General features: G+C 71.7%; 11 protein-coding genes and 1 pseudogene. 4 read left to right on the forward strand and 8 right to left on the reverse strand.

The window, feature by feature from the left end; all coding sequences use genetic code 11:
* Positions 1-56: 56 nt before the first annotated feature.
* The gene (locus tag ITJ44_RS05315; protein ID WP_194633675.1) at positions 57-1,223 is read left to right on the forward strand and encodes a glycoside hydrolase family 1 protein; all 1,167 of its coding nucleotides are present in this window, start codon (positions 57-59) and stop codon (positions 1,221-1,223) included.
* A gap of 491 nt (positions 1,224-1,714) precedes the next feature.
* Here ITJ44_RS05315 and ITJ44_RS16130 read toward each other — a convergent pair.
* Positions 1,715-2,095, reverse strand: a pseudogene (locus ITJ44_RS16130) (HAD-IA family hydrolase); the annotation flags it as partial.
* Between the two features lie 362 nt (positions 2,096-2,457).
* On the opposite strand from ITJ44_RS16130, the gene ITJ44_RS05325 reads away from it, so the two are divergent.
* The 3 genes from ITJ44_RS05325 (at position 2,458) to ITJ44_RS05335 (ending at position 4,236) form a co-directional block, all read left to right on the forward strand.
* Positions 2,458-3,165: an alpha/beta fold hydrolase gene (locus ITJ44_RS05325; RefSeq protein WP_370551642.1), complete on the forward strand. Its 708-nt coding sequence runs from the start codon at positions 2,458-2,460 to the stop codon at positions 3,163-3,165.
* A gap of 72 nt (positions 3,166-3,237) precedes the next feature.
* A complete protein-coding gene (locus ITJ44_RS05330) occupies positions 3,238-3,633 on the forward strand; it encodes a cupin domain-containing protein (RefSeq protein WP_194633676.1) in 396 nt (131 codons plus the stop codon).
* Between the two features lie 54 nt (positions 3,634-3,687).
* Complete coding sequence (locus ITJ44_RS05335; RefSeq protein WP_370551621.1) at positions 3,688-4,236, forward strand: gamma carbonic anhydrase family protein; 549 nt, start codon at positions 3,688-3,690, stop codon at positions 4,234-4,236.
* 50 nt (positions 4,237-4,286) lie between these two features.
* Here ITJ44_RS05335 and ITJ44_RS05340 read toward each other — a convergent pair whose 3' ends face one another.
* The 7 genes from ITJ44_RS05340 to ITJ44_RS05370 form a co-directional block, all read right to left on the reverse strand.
* On the reverse strand, positions 4,287-4,655 hold the full coding sequence (locus ITJ44_RS05340) for a nuclear transport factor 2 family protein (RefSeq protein ID WP_194633678.1): 369 nt from the start codon (positions 4,653-4,655) through the stop codon (positions 4,287-4,289).
* Positions 4,656-5,242: 587 nt separating this feature from the next.
* Positions 5,243-6,622, reverse strand: coding sequence for a polysaccharide biosynthesis tyrosine autokinase (locus tag ITJ44_RS05345; RefSeq protein WP_194633679.1), 1,380 nt, complete (start codon positions 6,620-6,622; stop codon positions 5,243-5,245).
* The gene (locus ITJ44_RS05350) at positions 6,619-7,971 is read right to left on the reverse strand and encodes a hypothetical protein (RefSeq protein WP_194633680.1); all 1,353 of its coding nucleotides are present in this window, start codon (positions 7,969-7,971) and stop codon (positions 6,619-6,621) included. The genes ITJ44_RS05345 and ITJ44_RS05350 overlap by 4 nt, the downstream gene beginning before the upstream one ends.
* A 177-nt stretch (positions 7,972-8,148) precedes the next feature.
* Positions 8,149-14,049 (reverse strand): PKD domain-containing protein, encoded by a 5,901-nt coding sequence (locus tag ITJ44_RS05355; RefSeq protein WP_194633681.1) that lies wholly within the window; start codon positions 14,047-14,049, stop codon positions 8,149-8,151.
* A gap of 47 nt (positions 14,050-14,096) precedes the next feature.
* On the reverse strand, positions 14,097-15,338 hold the full coding sequence (locus tag ITJ44_RS05360) for a glycosyltransferase family 4 protein (RefSeq protein WP_194633682.1): 1,242 nt from the start codon (positions 15,336-15,338) through the stop codon (positions 14,097-14,099).
* Positions 15,335-16,171: a CDP-alcohol phosphatidyltransferase family protein gene (locus tag ITJ44_RS05365; RefSeq protein ID WP_194633683.1), complete on the reverse strand. Its 837-nt coding sequence runs from the start codon at positions 16,169-16,171 to the stop codon at positions 15,335-15,337. Before ITJ44_RS05365 ends, ITJ44_RS05360 begins: the two co-directional genes overlap by 4 nt.
* Complete coding sequence (locus ITJ44_RS05370) at positions 16,168-17,412, reverse strand: DUF1972 domain-containing protein (protein WP_194633684.1); 1,245 nt, start codon at positions 17,410-17,412, stop codon at positions 16,168-16,170. Before ITJ44_RS05370 ends, ITJ44_RS05365 begins: the two co-directional genes overlap by 4 nt.

Raw genomic sequence — 17,412 nt, forward strand, 5'->3', positions numbered from 1 at the left:
AGCACCGCGGCAGTCGTAGACGACCGTCCGTTCACCGACCAGAGAGACCACGACCCATGACACGATCATTCCCCGGCGCATTCCTCTGGGGCGCATCCACCGCCGCGCACCAGATCGAGGGCAACAACCTCAACAACGACTGGTGGCAGCTCGAGCAGATCGCCGCCGGCTACATCGACGCGAGCGGCGACGCTCTGGACAGCTACCACCGATACGAGGAGGACATGCGCCTGCTCGCCGAGTCCGGGCTGACCACCTACCGCTTCAGCATCGAATGGGCGCGCATCGAACCGCTGCCCGGCGCGTTCTCCCGCGCGGAGCTCGCCCACTACCGGCGGATGATCGACACCGCATTCGGCATGGGCCTGACCCCCATCGTGACACTCCACCACTTCACCCACCCGATCTGGTTCGGGGAGCGCGGCGGCTGGTTGGCCGAGGACGCCACGCAGACCTTCCTCCGCTACGTCGAGCAGGCCTGCACCATCCTCGGCGACGTCCCCTACATCTGCACCATCAACGAGCCCAACGTCGTCGCCATGAACCACGGCGCCGCCCGCATCATGGCCGCAGGCAACCCCTACCCTGCCGTCCCCGATCCCGACCCCGAGATAGGTGATGCCCTCATCGACGCGCATCTGAAGGCCGCGCCCCTCATCCGCTCCCTCACCGGCGCCAAGGTCGGCTGGACCGTCGCGAACCAGGCGTTCACTGCGACACCGGGCGCCGAGCAGGAGTTCGCTGAGGTGCAGCACCGCTGGGAGGACATGTACCTCGAGGCCGGCCGCGGCGACGACTACATCGGCGTGCAGTCCTACACGAGCCAGCCGATCGACCAGAATGGCGTCGTCCCCCACCCCGAGCACCCCGACAACACTCTGATGGGGTGGGCCTACCGTCCGGATGCTCTCGGCGCTGCCCTGCGTCACACCAGAGACGTGGTCGGTGACGTGCCGATCCTCGTCACGGAGAACGGCATCGCCACCTCGGACGACGAGCGTCGCATCGCCTACACGCGGGGCGCTCTCGCCGGCCTACTCGACGCGATCGACGACGGAGTGGACGTCCGCGGATACTGCCACTGGAGTCTGCTGGACAACTTCGAGTGGGGACGCTGGGCACCGACGTTCGGACTCGTCGCCGTCGATCGCGAGACCTTCAAGCGCACTCCCAAGCCGAGCCTGGCGTGGCTCGGCGCCATCGCCCGCGCGAACGCGCTCTAGGACGTCGGTGCTGCGGCTGGCCCGTGCCAGCTGCAGCACTGATCTTGTCGCATCGGTAGACGACTGATTCTCGTCCTTCGTCACCTCGGCGACTTCCGGCTTCGTCACGTTGTACCCGAATACCTGTGCCGGCGTGTCGTCCAGGGCGGAGGCAAGCTGTTGCGAAGCTCCGGCATCCTTGTAAGGGACAAAACGGCCTACTGCTGACTCTCGAGGCGGCCGGTGACCGTCAGCGCGTCGATGGTGGGCGGCTTTGTCGCGTCGTAAGCGAGCACCTCGATTGCTGGGCCTGGTCAACTGAACGCTGTTCTAGCAAGAGCATGCGGATGACCTTTGTGTTGAAGATGCCTGTGTCAAACCCGTGGTCCCCACAGTGAAGCGGCCCGCGTGAGCACCCGAGCGGATACCGCCTCGGAAGCGCTCCTCAGCAGTCCGCTATCCGATCGGCTACCGAGGCAAGCCGGGTGGCGTGACGAAGATGCAGAGGGCGGTCAGCCGAGAAGCTCTACTAGCGATCCGAGGCTCTTCAGCGAGATCTCGAAGTGATCCGCGACCGACGGCGCTTCTGCTCCAGGCCGGGCTGTGTGCGCAGTGCGGAACCCATGCCCGGCCGCGGCTCTGAGGTCCCACGGATGCGCAGCGACGAACAGTGTCCGCCCCGGAACAAGGCTGAGCGTGTCGATCGCGTACCGGTACGCAGCAGGGGCGGGCTGGAATGTGCGTGCTGCTCCGGTGGATAGCGCCATGTCCCAGCTGATCGCGTTGCTGTCGGAAAGTCGCGTAAGTGAATCAAGATCACCGTTGCTCACGCCGACGACAAGTCGGCCCCGACGGAGGGCTGCCGTTGCGTCGGCTACGTCCGGCCAAGCCGGATATTCCCGATCTAGGGTCGCTACTCACGCCAACGTCGCGGGCGTCACTGTCCCACCCTCAGCCGTAATCGCCTCCTCAGCGGAGCCACTGACCAGCTGGCTGTGCGGCTGCCACTGGTCGTCACCGTCAATGACGGCGTCCATATGTCGGTTCACGAGCCGCACCCACCGCGAGTGGAGATCCTCCGGTGAGCTCAGGCCGCTTTCAGCTGCGACCTTTCGAGCTGTGGTCGCCCACGCACCGTCCTCATCTACGAGAGTCCCGATCACATCGAACACGACCGCGTGAATCGCGTCCGGAGTGAATTGCTCGGCCTTCATCGCCCTGGTCAAGCAGGCACACCCCGACGACGGCCTGGCACATCGTCGCACCGCGACTGGTCGAGGCGGGCTTCACCGTCATCTGCCCCGACCTCCGCGGACACGGCCGCTCGACGAGTCCCGCACCCACGCAGGACTGCAGCGCGCACTTGAAGCGCGCGGTCGCCGCCGACATGGCGCAGATGATGACCGCCCTCGGTTACGAGCGATTCCATCTCGTCGGCCACGACCGCGGCAGCTACGTCGCCCTGAGCCTCGCGCTCGACCACGAGCAGCGCATCGACCACCTCGCCCTGCTCGACTGCACCCCCAGCAGGGAGCACCTGGCCCGAGCCGACGCGCGCTTCGCGAACATGTGGTGGCACTGGTTCTTCCTCGCACGACCCGAGAGCCCCGAACGGGTCATCACCGCCGACGTTGACAGCTGCTACTGCGGCGACCCGGAGACGATGGGCGCCGCGAACTACGCCGAATGGCGCGAGGCCATCAACGACCCGCGCGTCGTCCTCGCGACACTCGAGGACTACCGAGCCGGTCTCACCATCGACCGCGGACACGAAGAAGCAGACAAGGCCACAGGCCGCCGCCTCGAGGTGCACCTGTTGCAGCTGTGGTCCCTCCGCGACGACCTCGACGAGCTCTACGGCGACCCGCGAGTCTTCTGGAAGGACTGGGCTGGCGCCGTGTCCGGCAGGGGATCCCCTACCGGACACGCAGCCGAGGCCACCGTGGCCTCTCTGCGAACGTGAGTACGTCGCCTCACGGCCTCATGAGCCAGGGGTTGTCGCTGACCCGGAACGTGGGTTGGTTACGGTGAGCCCATGAGTAACGATGTCCACAACGTACTGGCGGCGTTGTCCACCATCTCGGCTCCATGGCAGCCTCACCGCCTGACGAGCGTCAACGACTACGACGTGAAGGTCGTCAAGCTCCACGGCGAGTTCGTGTGGCATACGCACCCGGACACGGACGAGCTCTTCCTCGTACTCAGCGGTGAGCTGACGATTCAGCTCCGCGACCGCGATGTCGTTCTCGGGCCTCAGGACACCTTCGTCGTCCCCAGGGGCGTCGAGCACTGCCCCAAGGCAGTGAACGAGGTCGAGGCGCTGCTGTTCGAGCCGCAGGGAACGGTCAACACCGGCGACGTCGGAGGGGACATGACCTCGGCTCTTCGCGAACTGAGCGGCGATGGCGACGTCGCACGTGCCCGGGCCTGACGGATGCTGATTCGACACCGCGACGAAGAACCGTCGGTTGACCCGGATGCATACGTGGCACGGTCCGCGGTGCTCGTCGGCGACGTTCGGGTGTCCGCGGGTGCTCGCGTGCTCCACGGCGCGGTCCTCAGTGGTGAGGACGGCTTCGTGTCCATCGGCGAAGACACCGTGATCACGGAGAACGCCGTCGTGCGCGGTAGGGCCGCTCATCCCGCGGTGGTGGGAAGGGCCGTGATGGTTGGACCCCATGCGCACATCAACGGAAGCACCGTCGAGGACGAGGCGTTCATCGCCACTGGCGCATCGCTGTTCCCAGGAAGCTCGATCGGCGCCGGGGCCGAGATTCGCATCAATGGCGTCGTCCAGGTGAACACCACCGTCGGTCCGGGCATGGTCGTTCCGATCGGCTGGGTCGCCGTCGGCTCTCCGGCCCACATCCTGCCGACGGAACGCCATGACGAGGTCCAGGCGATCCAACGGGATCTGGACTTCTGCGGCACCGTGTACGGGGTCGGCGAGGAAGTGTCGATGCGTGACCTCATGCGGGGCCAGTCGCGGTTCTACGGGCACCATCGCGAGGACGTCGAGCTCGAGGAGGGCTGAGGGCCACACTCAGCGACGCGCCCGTCGCCCCCGCGCATCGAGGTCGACCGTCAGACCTCGTGCCAGGTCTTGGCGACGATCCGGAAGGCGCCGTCGACCTTCGCGAGCGTGAGGTGATCCACGAACGTGTGCTCGTGGATTCGCAGGCGGACCTTCGACACCGCCATGTCCGGGGACAGGAAGTCGAGGGAGATCATGCTGTCGTCCCGCGGCTGCCCCACGGATGCAGGCGGCTGACGGGCGCGGATGACCTCGCGGTACTCGCCCACGGGCATCACGGTCAGAGCTGCATCCGTGACATCGAAGAGGCTCGCCGCCGGGTGGAAGACGCGGTCGAACTTGTCGAGGTCGCATTCGTGCAGCGCCTCGAAGTAGAGCTCCACGGAAGCGACCGCGGCCGGAACGGATGCGAGCGACATCGGGCCTCCTCGAGGGACATGGAACGTTCACCCTATCGAGCGGGATGCCCACCCCAGCCACGGAGCAACGACCACGGAGCCGTAGAGCGGAAACAGTCCGGGAGGTGATGCCTCCCCGGACCACCGCGATGCCGGGCACCATCCTCGGATCCATGCATCTCAGGAAGGTGGTCCGGCGACTGTTCCGCTGAGGGGACCTCGACTGAGACACGCCGAGCGCCGTGAAGGGCCACCGATAGCGGTTCGCATGTCCGGTGACGTTCGCCCCTGGGCTGCTGGACGGTGACGTGCGCGTCAGCGACGCCCCGGGAAGCCCTCGACTGCCTCCCCCAGCGACATCGACCATGTGCCCGTCGGGTTCCGAGGCGATGCCTCGCAGACGCTCGTCATCGCCCAGGACCCGGGAACCAGCGGCGCCTGCCCGACCGGCGTCCACCCACGACCTCACGGATCGGGCGCCTCGATGCCTGGCCACCCGGCGCCGTCATGGCTGCGGATCACGATGGGGACGCTCGCCTGCTCCCGTCGGAGCACCGCGTGCCGATCGGAGCCGACCCGACCGCGCCCCTCGTCGTCGTCTCAGCGGGTCACCCCGCGGCGCGCGCCTTCCCCGCCGCCCGCCCCGCCTGCTCGGTCTCCGCGCGGTAGTACGCGCGCTTGTCCTTCGTGGGGCGCACCTTGTTGAGCACGACGCCCAGCACGGATCCGCCCGACTTCTCGACCGCGTCGAGCGCCTCGGTGAGCTGGCCGCGGTGCACGCGCGTCTGGTCGGCGACCACGATCGCGCCGTCGGTCATGCGGGCCACGAACGCGGCATCGGCGACGGCGATGAGCGGGGCCGTGTCGAGGACGATCACGTCGTAGGCGGCCCGCGCCTGCGCGACCAGGTCCTCCATGCGCGCGGACGCCAGCAGCTCGCTGGGGTTCGGCGGGATCTCGCCGCTGGTCAGCACCTCGAGGGTGCCGTCGCCCCAGGGCTGCACGACGTCCTCCATCAGCGCCTGGCCGACGAGCACGGTCGTGAGGCCCGCCTCGCCCTCGAGCCCGAGGTACCGCGCGATCACGGGACGGCGGAGGTCGGCGTCGATGAGCAGCACGCGGCGACCGCCCTCGCTGAGCGAGATCGCGAGGTTCGCGGCGACCGTGGACTTCCCCTCGCCGGGGATGGACGAGGTCACGACGAAGCTCGACGCGCGCTCCCCGAGGAGCACGAAGCGGAGGTTCGCCTTCAGCTGGCGGAAGCCCTCGGCCGCGGTCGACAGCGGCCGGACCGCCATCGCGAGGCCCGTGACGCCGCGCTCGCGCTCCAGCGCCCCGAGCAGCGGCGCCGTCGTGAGGTGCGCCACGGTCTCGGCGGAGCGGACGCGCGTGTCGAGCAGGCGCACCAGCGCGAGGCCGAGGAGCCCCGCGAGGAGCCCGAGGAGGAGGCCCGCGAGCGTGTTGGTGCGGCCGTTCGGCGCGGACGGGAACTCGGGCTCGGGGGCCTCCTGGATCACGCGCACGGAGACGGTGGGCGAGCCCTCCGCGCCCTTCGGCGCATACGCCTCGGCGGTGTCGCGGAGGCTCGTGGCGACGGCGTTGGCGATCGCCGCTGCCTGCGCGGGCGACGGCTCGGTGACGCTGATCTCCATGACCACGGTGTTCTGGGGCGTCGTGACGGTGACCGCGCGCGCGAGCTGCTGCGGCGTGAGGTCGAGGCCGAGGCGCGCGATCACGGGCTCCAGCACCGCGGGCGACTCCGCGAGCTCGCCGAAGGACAGCATCTGGCTCTGCGTGTAGGTGGCGCCCTGGTTGAGGTCGCTCGCGCTGGATCCGCTGCTCAGCGAGAAGTAGAGCCGGGACTGCGCCGTGAACACCGGGGTCGCGAGCTGGGACAGGCCGAACGCGACGACGCCGCCCGCGAGGGTCGCGGCGACCACGACGTACCAGTGGCGGCGGAGCAGGGCGGTGAACTCGTGGAGCGTCATCGTGAGGGGGTTCTCTCGGGTAGAGGCGGGAGGGCGGTGGTGCGGGCGGGGTCGGGACGGTCTTCGGAGTGCGCGACGACCCCGAGGGGATCGGGCGGGGCAGCGGCCTCGCGGCGGAGGATCTGGCTGGTGGCCGCGACGCCCGCCAGGAACCACAGGAACGTCGCGTACTGGGTGATGAGCGCGACGGAGGCGAGCGCGGGGATCTGCGCGACGAGCGCGATGGTGGCCGCGGTGGCGCGACCGCGCAGCACGAGCCAGATCCCGACGGCGAGGGCGACGAGCACGGCGGCCCCGACGAGCAGGCCGAACGTCAGCCCGGTGAGCACGAGCTGGCTGTCGATGGAGCGGAATCCGCCGTAGAAGACGCGGCCGTCGCTGCCGCGGTGGGCGGAGGAGGCCGTGCCGAGGATGCGCATCCCGGGGATGAGGCTGTACAGGTCGCCGCGGTAGTCGGAGCTGTTGGTCGCCTCGGTCCCCGCGTCGTCGAAGACCGTCTGGACGGAGGGCGCGACGGCGCCGACGACCGCCAGCACGGCGACGGTGACGGCCACGCGCACCCGCAGGGAGATGGCGTCCCGGAGGAACACGATCGCGAGCACGAGGCCGAGCACCGCGGTGAGCATGCCGACCCGGCTGAAGGTCACGACCGTGCCGACGAGCAGGAGGGTCGTCATCACGAGGCGCGCGGGCAGCGGGAACCGCGAGGCGAGCGTCAGCGGGATCGCGATCGCGAGGCTGCAGCCGAGCGCGATGGAGTGGCCGAACGCGCCCTCCGCGCGGACGATGCCGCCGCGGATCTGCAGCGGGCCCCAGGTGGCGCGGAGGGAGCCGCTCCCCGGGAGGAGCACGAAGGGGTTCCAGGTGAGGGCGAACTCCACGATCGCCAGCACGGCCACCGCGGTGAAGGCGACGGCGACGGCCGCCTGGAGGGACTCCATCCCGACGCGGTGGGCGATCAGGCGCCCGAGCACGTAGCCGCCGAGGCTGTACGTGAGGAAGCCGATGAGGGTCGGGACCGCGACGCCCGCTCCCCCGCCGAGGACGGTGCCGGCGACGCCGGCGGCCGTCATCAGGATGACGAGCAGGTCGAGGGGCGACAGGCGGAAGGACCGCACCGGGACGACCGCGGCGACCACGAGCAGCGCCGTGAGCGTCGCCGGGGGGAGGTAGGAGCCGGCGACGGAGACGCCGCACCAGATGGGGACGGCGCACAGGGACACGAGCCAGAGCGCCAGCGCGAGGCGCGGGAGGCGACGCAGGACGAGCAGCAGCAGGACGCCGCCGACGAGGCCGACGCCGGCCAGCAGGAGCGTCAGCACCCCGGATCCGGCGAGCACGCCGCTCACCGGGCGCCCTCGGGCGAGGGTGCGTGCGCGCGCGAAGCCGTCATGTCGCGCCTCCCCCTCGTTCCCCGCGGCCGTGTCGCCGACCGCGGCCGCCCTTCGTCATTATCTCCGCACGCGCCGACGCGGGCGGGTCCGGAGGTCGGACCCGCCCGCGTCGGCGTCGTCATGCCGCGGCGGTCATCGCGCCTTCGCGTCGGTGACCAGGAGGTCGTCGATGCGCGTGGTCACGGCGGCGGTCGCGGTCCCCGACAGGTAGGTCTGGATCCCGATGCCGCCGGCCGCCTGCAGCGCGGACGCCGTGCCGGTCGCGGTCGCGGTCCACGCCGTGGGCTCCGGCTGCCCCGCGGGCCAGACCTTCGCCTCGAGCGTGGTGGGCGACGTGCCCGTGGTCCGCACGCGCACCTGGAGCTGCTGCCCCGCCGTGTACGTGAGGCCGGGGACGACCGTCGTCCGGAGCGTCGTGCCGTTCTCGCTCTGCAGGATCGTGACCTGGCCGGTCGACCGCACCCAGACCTGGGTCTGGTACGAGGCCGTGCCGACCTGCCGCGAGATCACCCGCGTGTAGTCGCCGCCGCCCGTCGGGAGCCGGTCGAGGCCGAACGCGAACGCGATGTCCGAGTCGACCGTCGACACGTCGCCGAGCGTCAGGGTGCGGGTCGAGCCGATGCCCGATGCCACCTGGCCCGCGCCGTCCCGGACGGACACGATCGACGCGCTGCCGCTCGTCACGGTCCAGGCGCCGCCGGTCTCGGCGGTGCCCCAGCCGTTCGTCGCGGTGCGCTCGAAGGCGTCCTTCGCGAGGACCCCCGCGGCGGGCGGCGGCGTGACGACCGGCGCGGTCACCGTGACCGTGCCGTCCTTCCTCGCCGAGACGAGGCCCTTGTCGTCCGTCACCGTGAGGGACACCGGGTAGGTGCCCGCCGCGGCGTAGGCGTGGTCCACCGCCTTCCCGCTGCCCGTGGTCCCGTCCCCGAAGGTCCAGGCGTAGGAGGCGACCGTGCCGTCGGCGTCCGTCGACGTGGATCCGTCGAACGAGGCGGTCAGGTCCTTCGCCGTCGACGCGAACGCCGCCGTCGGGGCCTGGTTCGCCGGGGTGACGACCGGCGCGGTCACCGTGACCGTGCCGTCCTTCCTCGCCGAGACGAGGCCCCTGTCGTCCGTCACCGTGAGGGACACCGGGTAGGTGCCCGCCGCGGCGTACGCGTGGTCGACCGTCTTACCGGTGCCCGTGGTCCCGTCCCCGAAGGTCCAGGCGTAGGACGCGACCGTGCCGTCGGCGTCCGTCGACGTGGATCCGTCGAACGAGGCGGTCAGGTCCGTCGCCGTCGACGCGAACGCCGCCGTCGGCGCCTGGTTCGTCGGCGTCGGCGTCGTGGGCGCGTCGCCCGAGGAGACCCGCACGTCGTCGATCGTCGTGGTGACGGGCGCCGTCGCGGAGCTGGACAGGAACGTCTGGATCCCGAAGGAGCCCGCCGCCTGCAGCGCCGAGGCGGTGCCCGAGGCCGTCGCGGTCCACGCGCCCGGCTCGGTCTGGCCGGTCGGCCACACCTTCGCCTGGAGCGTGGTGGGCGACGTGCCCGCGGTCCGCACGCGGACCTGCAGCCCCTGGCCCGCCGTGTAGGCGAGACCCGGGACGACGACGGTCGTGAGCGCCGTGCCGTTCTCCGTGAGGAGGAGCGACACCTGGCCGCTCGACCGGACCCAGACCTGCGCCTGGTAGGACGACGAGCCGACCTGGCGCGAGATGACCCGCGTGTAGTCGCCGCCGCCCGTGGGCACCCGGTCGAGCGCGAAGGTGAGCGTCGCGTCCGAGGTGGTGGACGACACGCCGCCGAGCGACATGGTGCGGGTCGAGCCGATGCCCGACGCCACCCGTCCGACGCCGTCGCCGACCGAGAGGATCGACGCGCTGCCGCTCGTCACGGTCCACGCGCCGCCGATGTCCGCCTGGCCCCACCCGTTCGTGGTCGTGCGGCCGAACGAGTCCTGCGCGAGCACGTCCGACGCGGGCGCCTGGACGGTCACCGGGGAGGTGGCCGTCGTGGCGAGGCCCTGGTCGTCCGTGACCGTGAGCGACACCGCGAAGGTGCCGGCCGCGGCGTAGGCGTGGCTCGTGGTGCGGCCCGTGCCCGTGGTCCCGTCGCCGAAGGCCCAGGCGTAGGACGCCACGGTGCCGTCGGGGTCGCTCGACGTGGAGGCGTCGAGCGCGGCGACGAGGCCGGCCACGGAGCTCGTGAACCGGGCGACGGGCGCCTGGTTGACGGGCGGGGCGGTGACCGTGACGCGCGCGGTCGTGCGACCGGTCGCCCCCTTGTCATCCGTCACCGTCAGCGCGACCTGGTAGGTGCCGGCCTGCGCGTACGGGTGGGCGATGGAGGCCCCGGTGCCGGTCGCGCCGTCGCCGAACTCCCACGCCCAGGACGCGACGGTGCCGTCCGGATCGGAGGAGGCGCGGCCGTCGAGGTTCGCGACCAGGTCGGTCGTGGTCGACGCGATGACCGCGGTGGGCGCCCGGTTGACCGGGGGCGCGACGACCTGGACCCGCGTGGACGCGGAGCCCGTCAGGCCCCTTTCGTCCGTCACCGTCAGCGTCACCGTGTAGGTGCCGCCCGCGGCGTAGGCGTGCGTCGGCGTCGGGCCGGTGCCCGTGCTGCCGTCGCCGAAGTCCCACGCGTAGGAGGCGACGGTGCCGTCGGCGTCCGTGGAGGCGGATCCGTCGAGCTTCGCCGTGAGGTCCGTCGCGGTGGCCGTCACCACGGCGGTCGGCGCGGTGTTCGCGGGCGCCGCCTGCACGGTGACGTCCTGCTGCGTGCGGTTCGTCGTGCCGCGGTCGTCCGTCACCGTGAGCGCCACCGGGTAGGTGCCGGCCTGGGCGTACGTGTGCGACTGCTGCGCGCCGGACGCCTGGACGCCGTCGCCGAAGTCCCAGGCGTAGCCCGTGATGGTGCCGTCGGCGTCGCTCGACCCCGTCGCGTCGAACGACGCGGCCAGGGCCTCCGCCCGCTGCGTGAACGCGGCCGTCGGGGCCTGGTTCGGCACGCGGCCGGTCGTCCCGAGCGAGTAGTGCGTCGCGATGGCGCTGGGCGTCAGCACGGTCGGGTACACGGCTACCTCGTCCATCCGGCCGTCGAAGGTGCCGCTGGAGGAGTTCCAGGTGTTGTCGCCGCCGATGCGCCAGTAGCCGTCGTAGGCCTGCGCCTGCGTCTGGCCGTTCTGGCCGACGAGGGCGCCGTCCACGTAGAGCTTCAGGCCGTCGGATCCCTGCGACGCGACCATGTGGTGCCAGCGGCCGTCGTTGTAGGCGCGGTCGGATCCCGCGAGGTTCGTCTGGCCCGTCCACGTGCCGAACTGCAGGCGTCCGTCGTCCTGCATGTAGACGTGGCGGTCGTAGTTGCCGGAGAAGGCGAACGGATCCGCGTTGTCGCCGAAGCCGATCAGCTTGCCGCCGCGCGTGGTGGTCGTCTGGAACCACATCTCGAGCGAGTAGGAGGTCGGGTTCGAGACCCGCTGCTGGCTCACCGCGATGCTGTCCGCGAACGCCGCCGCCTGGCCGACCGGACCCGTGAGGGCGCCCGCCTGGCCGAAGCGCACGTTGCGTCCGACGTTCGCGCCGACCTCGTTCTGCCCGGCGTCCTTGAGGGTCGACGAGCCGTCGGCGTCGTCGAGGCGCCAGTACGACGACGGGTCGGCCGCGTACACGGCCTTGCCGTAGGCGTCCGCGGGCGCCGGCGGGATGGGCGAGGTGCGGCCGGAGGCGACCAGGTGGTCGACCACGTCGGCGCGCGTGAGGGCGGTCGGGTAGACCGCGACCTGCGCGATGTCGCCGGCGAGGTAGGCGCTCCGGGGCTGGCCGGGCCAGCCGCCGAGGTTGTCGCCGCCGACGCGCCAGTAGCCCGTGTAGTCCTGGCCCTGGGTGGTGTCCGCGCGCTGGCCGGCGAGCTTGCCGTCGACGAACAGCTTCATGCCCGCGGGGCTGAGCGTGGCGACGATCTGGTGCCACTTCCCGTCGTTGAACCCGGGGGCCGAGCTCAGCGTCTGGGTCGCGCCGGTGTAGACGCCGAAGAACACGCGGCCGTCGCCGTCGAGGTAGACCATGCGGTCGTAGTTGCCCGACGTGCCCGTGCTGTTGTTGCCGAAGCCGACGACCTTGCCGCCCGAGGTCGAGGTCGTCTTGACCCACGACTCCACGCTGAAGGTGTTCGGCGCCTGCACGGCCTGCGGCGTGACCGCGAATGACCCGTCCTGGCCGGAGAAGGTGGTGGCGGTGGATCCGTCGATCGGGCCCGCGGCACCGCGCGTGGCGGCGTCGACGCGGAGGTCCTGGAAGCCGACGTGGTCGAGGCCGGCGGTGCCGTCCTCCTCGTCGAGCGGGTAGTACGCGGTGGCGCCGTCGTCCTTCACGCTCGTGGCGTACGCGTCGCTGCCGGACTGGTCCGTGATCGTCACGGGATCGCTCGTGCGGTTCACGCTGTTGCCCGCGGCGTCCGTCACGTACACGCGGTACGTGTGGGCGCTGCCGGGCACCAGACCCGTGTCGATGAAGCCCATCGACGGCCGCTGCCAGAACGTGGAGTCCTGGGTGACCTGGTAGACGGGCGTGGCCGTCTTCCCGTCGCGCACGACCTTGTACGTGAGGCGCGCGTTGTCGCGGTCGAACGTGGCCTGCCAGGAGACGCGGGCCTCGCCCTTCGTATAGGAGATCGCCTTCGGGAGCAGCTGGTCGTTGGAGTTCGGGCCGATCTTGTTCGGGGCGCCCTTCGCCATGGCGTAGCGGACCAGGCCCTGCTGGGCCGTCGTGTTGACGTAGGGGAACTCGCCGCCGACGACGACGTAGTCCTCGTTGCCGTTGACGCTCCAGGCCGCCTGGCCCTGGCCCGTGAAGGAGCCCGTGACGTACTTCGGGAACCAGGTGAGCAGCGACGGGGACGGCGTGCCGGCCCAGTTGTGGTAGCCGTACGGGTCGGCCGTGGCCGTGCCCGTGGCCTGCTTGCTGAAGGCGATGCTGTGCTGGAAGGTCCACGGGTCCGTCTGCGGGAAGCCGCCGATGTTGCCGCAGTAGTGCGGGTGGCCGGCCACGTACGCGACCGTGCTGGTCGCGAAGACCGAGTAGGTGTCACCGTGGCAGTCCTCGACCCAGTTCACGACGCCCGTGTTCGGGTCGGCCGAGAACGCGCCCTCGAGGTTGCCGCCCGCGCCGAACGTGTATCCGGATCCGTAGACCCGGTCGTCCGTCGCGAAGAGGCTCGTGATCGACGACTCCTTGCCGGCGTTCTGGACCTGCTGGTTCGCGGCCCACGGGAGCGAGGCGCCCGAGGCGGGGTCCACCGCACCGAGCCCGTAGGTCGGCGTGCCGGACAGCTGCGTGAAGCGGCCGCCGACGACGAGCTTCGACGCGTCCTTCGTGAGCGTGAGCGCGTCCACGACGGTGTCCGCATCCGCGACGAACGGCAGCGTGCTCCCGTTCGTCGCGGACACCGCGGCGAGGTAGTTCCGAGCGGCGCCGTTGACGCTGCGGAAGGTCCCGCCGAGGTACACGGTGTCGTTCGAGGCGCTCACCGTGCGGGTCTGGCTGCCCATGATGGGGCGGAACGCGGGGATGACCTTCCCGGTCGCCGTGCTGAACGCGGCGGCGCGGTAGTAGCCCTGGCCGTCGATGTCGGTGAAGTCGCCGACCACGTAGATCCGGGAGCCGTCGGGCGACGCGGTGACCGAGAGCGCCTGCGCGTTGAGCTTCGGCGCGAAGGACGTGATGAGCGCGCCCGTGCGGATGTCGTACGCGAGCAGGTTGCTGCGGGGCGTGAGGTTCGTGCCGGGCGCGGCGCCCGCGGGGCGCGCGTTCTGGAACTTGCCGGCCACGTAGACCGTGTCGCCGACGACGACCTGCGACCAGGCGACGCCGTCGATCTGGGTCGTGGGCAGCGGGTCGGCGGTGACCGTGACGGGCGTCTTCGGGTCGGTGGGGTCGACCGGCGCGGAGTCCGCCATGGCGGGCTGCGCGATGACGACCGCGGACAGGATGACCGCGGCGGCCGCGGTCATCGCGGCCAGGCGACGTCCCGCGGAGGAGAGGATGCTCATTTCGTCCTTGCTGGATGGGTGGTGCGGGTGAGGGAGGGTGCCGGTGGTCAGCGGGTGCTGGCCGGTCGGGGGCTGCCGACGCGCCTCGGGGGCGTGAGCATCGTGCCCACCGACCGCGCGATGCGCTGCCGGTAGAGCCCGGGTCCGTGCCGGTGCTCGGCGCGGAAGCGGTCGCGGGCGGCCCGGGCGCGGTACACGTCCCAGTCCGCCGCGATGGACTGGAGGGCATCCGCGAGGGCGGCCGGATCCGAGGGCGGCACGAGCTGCGCCGACTCGTACCCGCCGGCGGCCTCGCGGAGGCCGGACGTGTCGCTGACCACCACGGGCCGCGCGGCCAGCAGCGCCTCGACGGCCGTGTTGCCGAACGGCTCGTCCACCCGGGAGGGGACGACGCACACGTCGGCGGCGGCCACGAAGGGGGTGACGTCGGCGTGGAAGCCGTGCATCGTGATCCGGTCGTCGAGGCCGAGCACGCGGATCGTCGTGCGCAGCTGCTCCTCGTAGGCCTCGTAGCCGGGGAAGACGGCGCCCACGATGCCGAGGGTCGCCTGCATGCCGCGGTCGCGGAGCTCGACGATGGCCTCGACGGCGACGTCCACGCCCTTGCGGTCGGAGAGCCGGCCGACGTAGAGGACCCGGAGGCCCCCGTCGAGCGCCGGGCGCGCCGGCGTGACCTCGGCGGGGCCGGGCACGCCGTTGTGGACGACCTCGGCGCGGCGCGCGACCCGCGGGAGGGCGCGGCCGAGCACGTCGACGCTGTATCGGCTGTTCGCGACCACGCGCGTGGCGAGCGCGAGCGGCAGGGCGAGCGCGGTGCCGACGACGCGAGACGCGGACCCCTCCGCCTCGTGCACGTGCGCGAGGACCGGGCGGCCGGAGAGGCGGCCGACGAGGATCCAGAGCGGGATGGTGACGGTGTTGACGTACACGGCGTCGGGCCGCGTGCGGCGCACGAGGCCGATCCCCGCGGACAGGCCGCGGACGGACTGGCCGACGAGGGCCGCGAAGCCGCGCGGGCGCAGCATCGACTTCCGCAGCACGGGCGTGGGAGCGTGCTGCACGGTCGCGCCGACGCCCGTGAGCGCGGCGACGAGCGGGCCGTCGGACGGCAGGCTCACGACGGCGCGGGCGCCCGCGGACACGAGGCCCGCGACGCTCTCGAGCAGCACGCGGTCGGATCCGTACAGCTCGGCGCTCGGGTGCGCGACGAGGATCGTGCGGCCGCGGAGGTCGGCGCCCTCCTCGACGGCCTCGGCGAGCGCCTGCTCCGTGCCGGCGGACGCGGTCACGCGGTCACCCGGGCGGGGTCGGCGACGGACGACGCGGGCGCGGACGCGGACGCGGACGCCTCCGCACGGCGCGCGTCGAGCGCGCCCATGTCGCGGAACCACTTGACCGACGCCAGGGCGAGGTGCCCGGCGTTGGCGAGCGTCATCAGCGCGTAGACCGCGAGGAAGACGACCGGGGCGCCGAGCAGCGCGAACACGATGCAGAGGAATCCGTAGTCGGTGGGGATCACGAGCAGCGAGCGCAGCAGCGTCGAGCGGCCGGCCTCGGGGGCCGCGGCGCCCGAGACCTGGTGCACGCGCTTGAGCTGGTCGTTGAGGATCATCGCGAAGAAGCTCGCGGCGGCCACGATCGCGTAGACGACGGGCACGAGCAGCCACGCGTCGGAGTCCGTGGCGGGCCAGCGGAACATCGACACGAGCACGGCGAGGTGCAGCGACGAGATCTTGACGCAGTCGACGACGTGGTCGAGCCACTCCCCCGACAGCGATCCGCCGCCGCGGAGGCGCGCGACCTGGCCGTCGGCCGAGTCGAACGCGTAGCCGACGGCGAGCAGCAGCCACACGGCGATGCCCAGCCAGGCGGCGGGCTCGACGAGGGCGACGAGCGCGATGCCGGTGAACGTGAAGGCGGCGCTGATCGCGGTCACCTGGTTCGGGGTCAGCCCCCGGAGGTACGCCCACGCGGCGAGCAGGCGGCCGGCCGGGCGGTTGACGCGGATGGAGTACGCGGGCGCGCCGCGGGCGGCCTTCTTCTGCGCGCTCGCCAGGCGGCGGACGACGTCGGCGTACGACTCGGCGCGCGCGGGCGCCGCGGTGCCGGTGGCGCCGGTCATCGGCTCTCCTCGAGGAGGAAGGACGTGCGGCTCGCGTCGCTGGCGCGCAGCTCGGGCTCCCAGCGGGTGGCCGAGCGGACGCCGCGGCTCATGCCGCGCGTGGAGTAGCCGCGCGTCATGCGGGCCGCGAGCTCCTCGTAGCCGTCGGCGATGGCGTCCCAGTCGTAGGTCTCCTCGGCGCGCTCCTGCAGGCGGCCGCCGATCGCGACCGCCTCCTCCGCGTTCGCCTCGGCGCCCTCGACGAGCGCGGCGACGCCGGCGGCGTCCGACCAGAAGCGGCCGTCCTCGCCGAGCACGTCGCGGTTGAAGACGTTGTCGTTCGCGAGCGTCGCGGTCGCGGCGCCCATGGCGCGCAGCAGCGACGGGTTGGTGCCGCCGACCGAGTGCCCGTGGACGTAGGTGAGCGCGTGGGCGTAGAGCTGGTCGAGCTGCTCCTGGTCCCACACCCCGCCGAGGCGCTGGATGCGCGGGTCGGCCGAGGCGACCCGCTCGATGCGGTCGGTGTACGCGGCGGAGTACGGCGCGGATCCGACGACGACGAGCGGCAGGGTCGCCTTCGACGCGGTGTACCCGTCGACGATGACGTCGACGTGGTTCTCCGGCTCGAAGCGCGCGACGACGAGGTGGTACTGGCCGGGCTCGAGGCCGAGCTCGGCGAGGCGGTCGCTGGCGGGGTCGCGCAGGATGTTGGCGCCGTAGGTGAGCAGCTCCGTGGGGATCCCGAACTCGTGGTCGTAGTAGTCGGCGATGCCCTGCGCGTCGGAGATGAGCGCGTCGGCCTCCTTCACGGCCATCTGCTCGGCCACGCGGTAGTACCTCTTGCCCATGCGGCCCCACTTGCCGCGCTTCCACTCCAGGCCGTCCACGTGCACGGCCGTGGCCGTGCCGCGCGAGCGGATGAGGGGGACGAACGGCGCGTTGGCGGCGTTGAACACGAAGGCCGCGTCCTGCGGCGTGCCGAGGGCCAGGTGGATCGCGGACAGCGCGGTGTGGCTGAGCGTCTCGATCGACTTGGTCGCGAGCGCCGGCAGGTGCACGAGCGTCATGCCGAGGTGGGTGCGGGGGCGCGACCGGTTCGAGGAACGGCCGGTGGAACGGCAGTAGACGGTGACGTCGTGGCCGCGGGCGGCGAGACGCTGCCCGATCTCCTCGATGGCGGTCTCGAATCCGCCGTACGCGGCGGGGACCCCTCGGGTGCCGACCATGGCGATGCGGAGACGACGCGGTTCGATGACAGACAT

The organism is Clavibacter sp. VKM Ac-2873, assembly GCF_015351075.1.
In the GTDB taxonomy this organism is placed as follows: Bacteria; Actinomycetota; Actinomycetes; order Actinomycetales; family Microbacteriaceae; genus Clavibacter.

Coding starts and splice junctions, on each gene's coding strand:
- ITJ44_RS05315 (WP_194633675.1), top strand. CDS start 57: ATGACACGATCATTCCCCGGCGCATTCCTCTGGGGCGCATCCACCGCC.
- ITJ44_RS05345 (WP_194633679.1), bottom strand. CDS start 6,622: ATGACGCTCCACGAGTTCACCGCCCTGCTCCGCCGCCACTGGTACGTC.
- ITJ44_RS05355 (WP_194633681.1), bottom strand. CDS start 14,049: ATGAGCATCCTCTCCTCCGCGGGACGTCGCCTGGCCGCGATGACCGCG.
- ITJ44_RS05370 (WP_194633684.1), bottom strand. CDS start 17,412: ATGTCTGTCATCGAACCGCGTCGTCTCCGCATCGCCATGGTCGGCACC.
- ITJ44_RS05330 (WP_194633676.1), top strand. CDS start 3,238: ATGAGTAACGATGTCCACAACGTACTGGCGGCGTTGTCCACCATCTCG.
- ITJ44_RS05365 (WP_194633683.1), bottom strand. CDS start 16,171: ATGACCGGCGCCACCGGCACCGCGGCGCCCGCGCGCGCCGAGTCGTAC.
- ITJ44_RS05340 (WP_194633678.1), bottom strand. CDS start 4,655: ATGTCGCTCGCATCCGTTCCGGCCGCGGTCGCTTCCGTGGAGCTCTAC.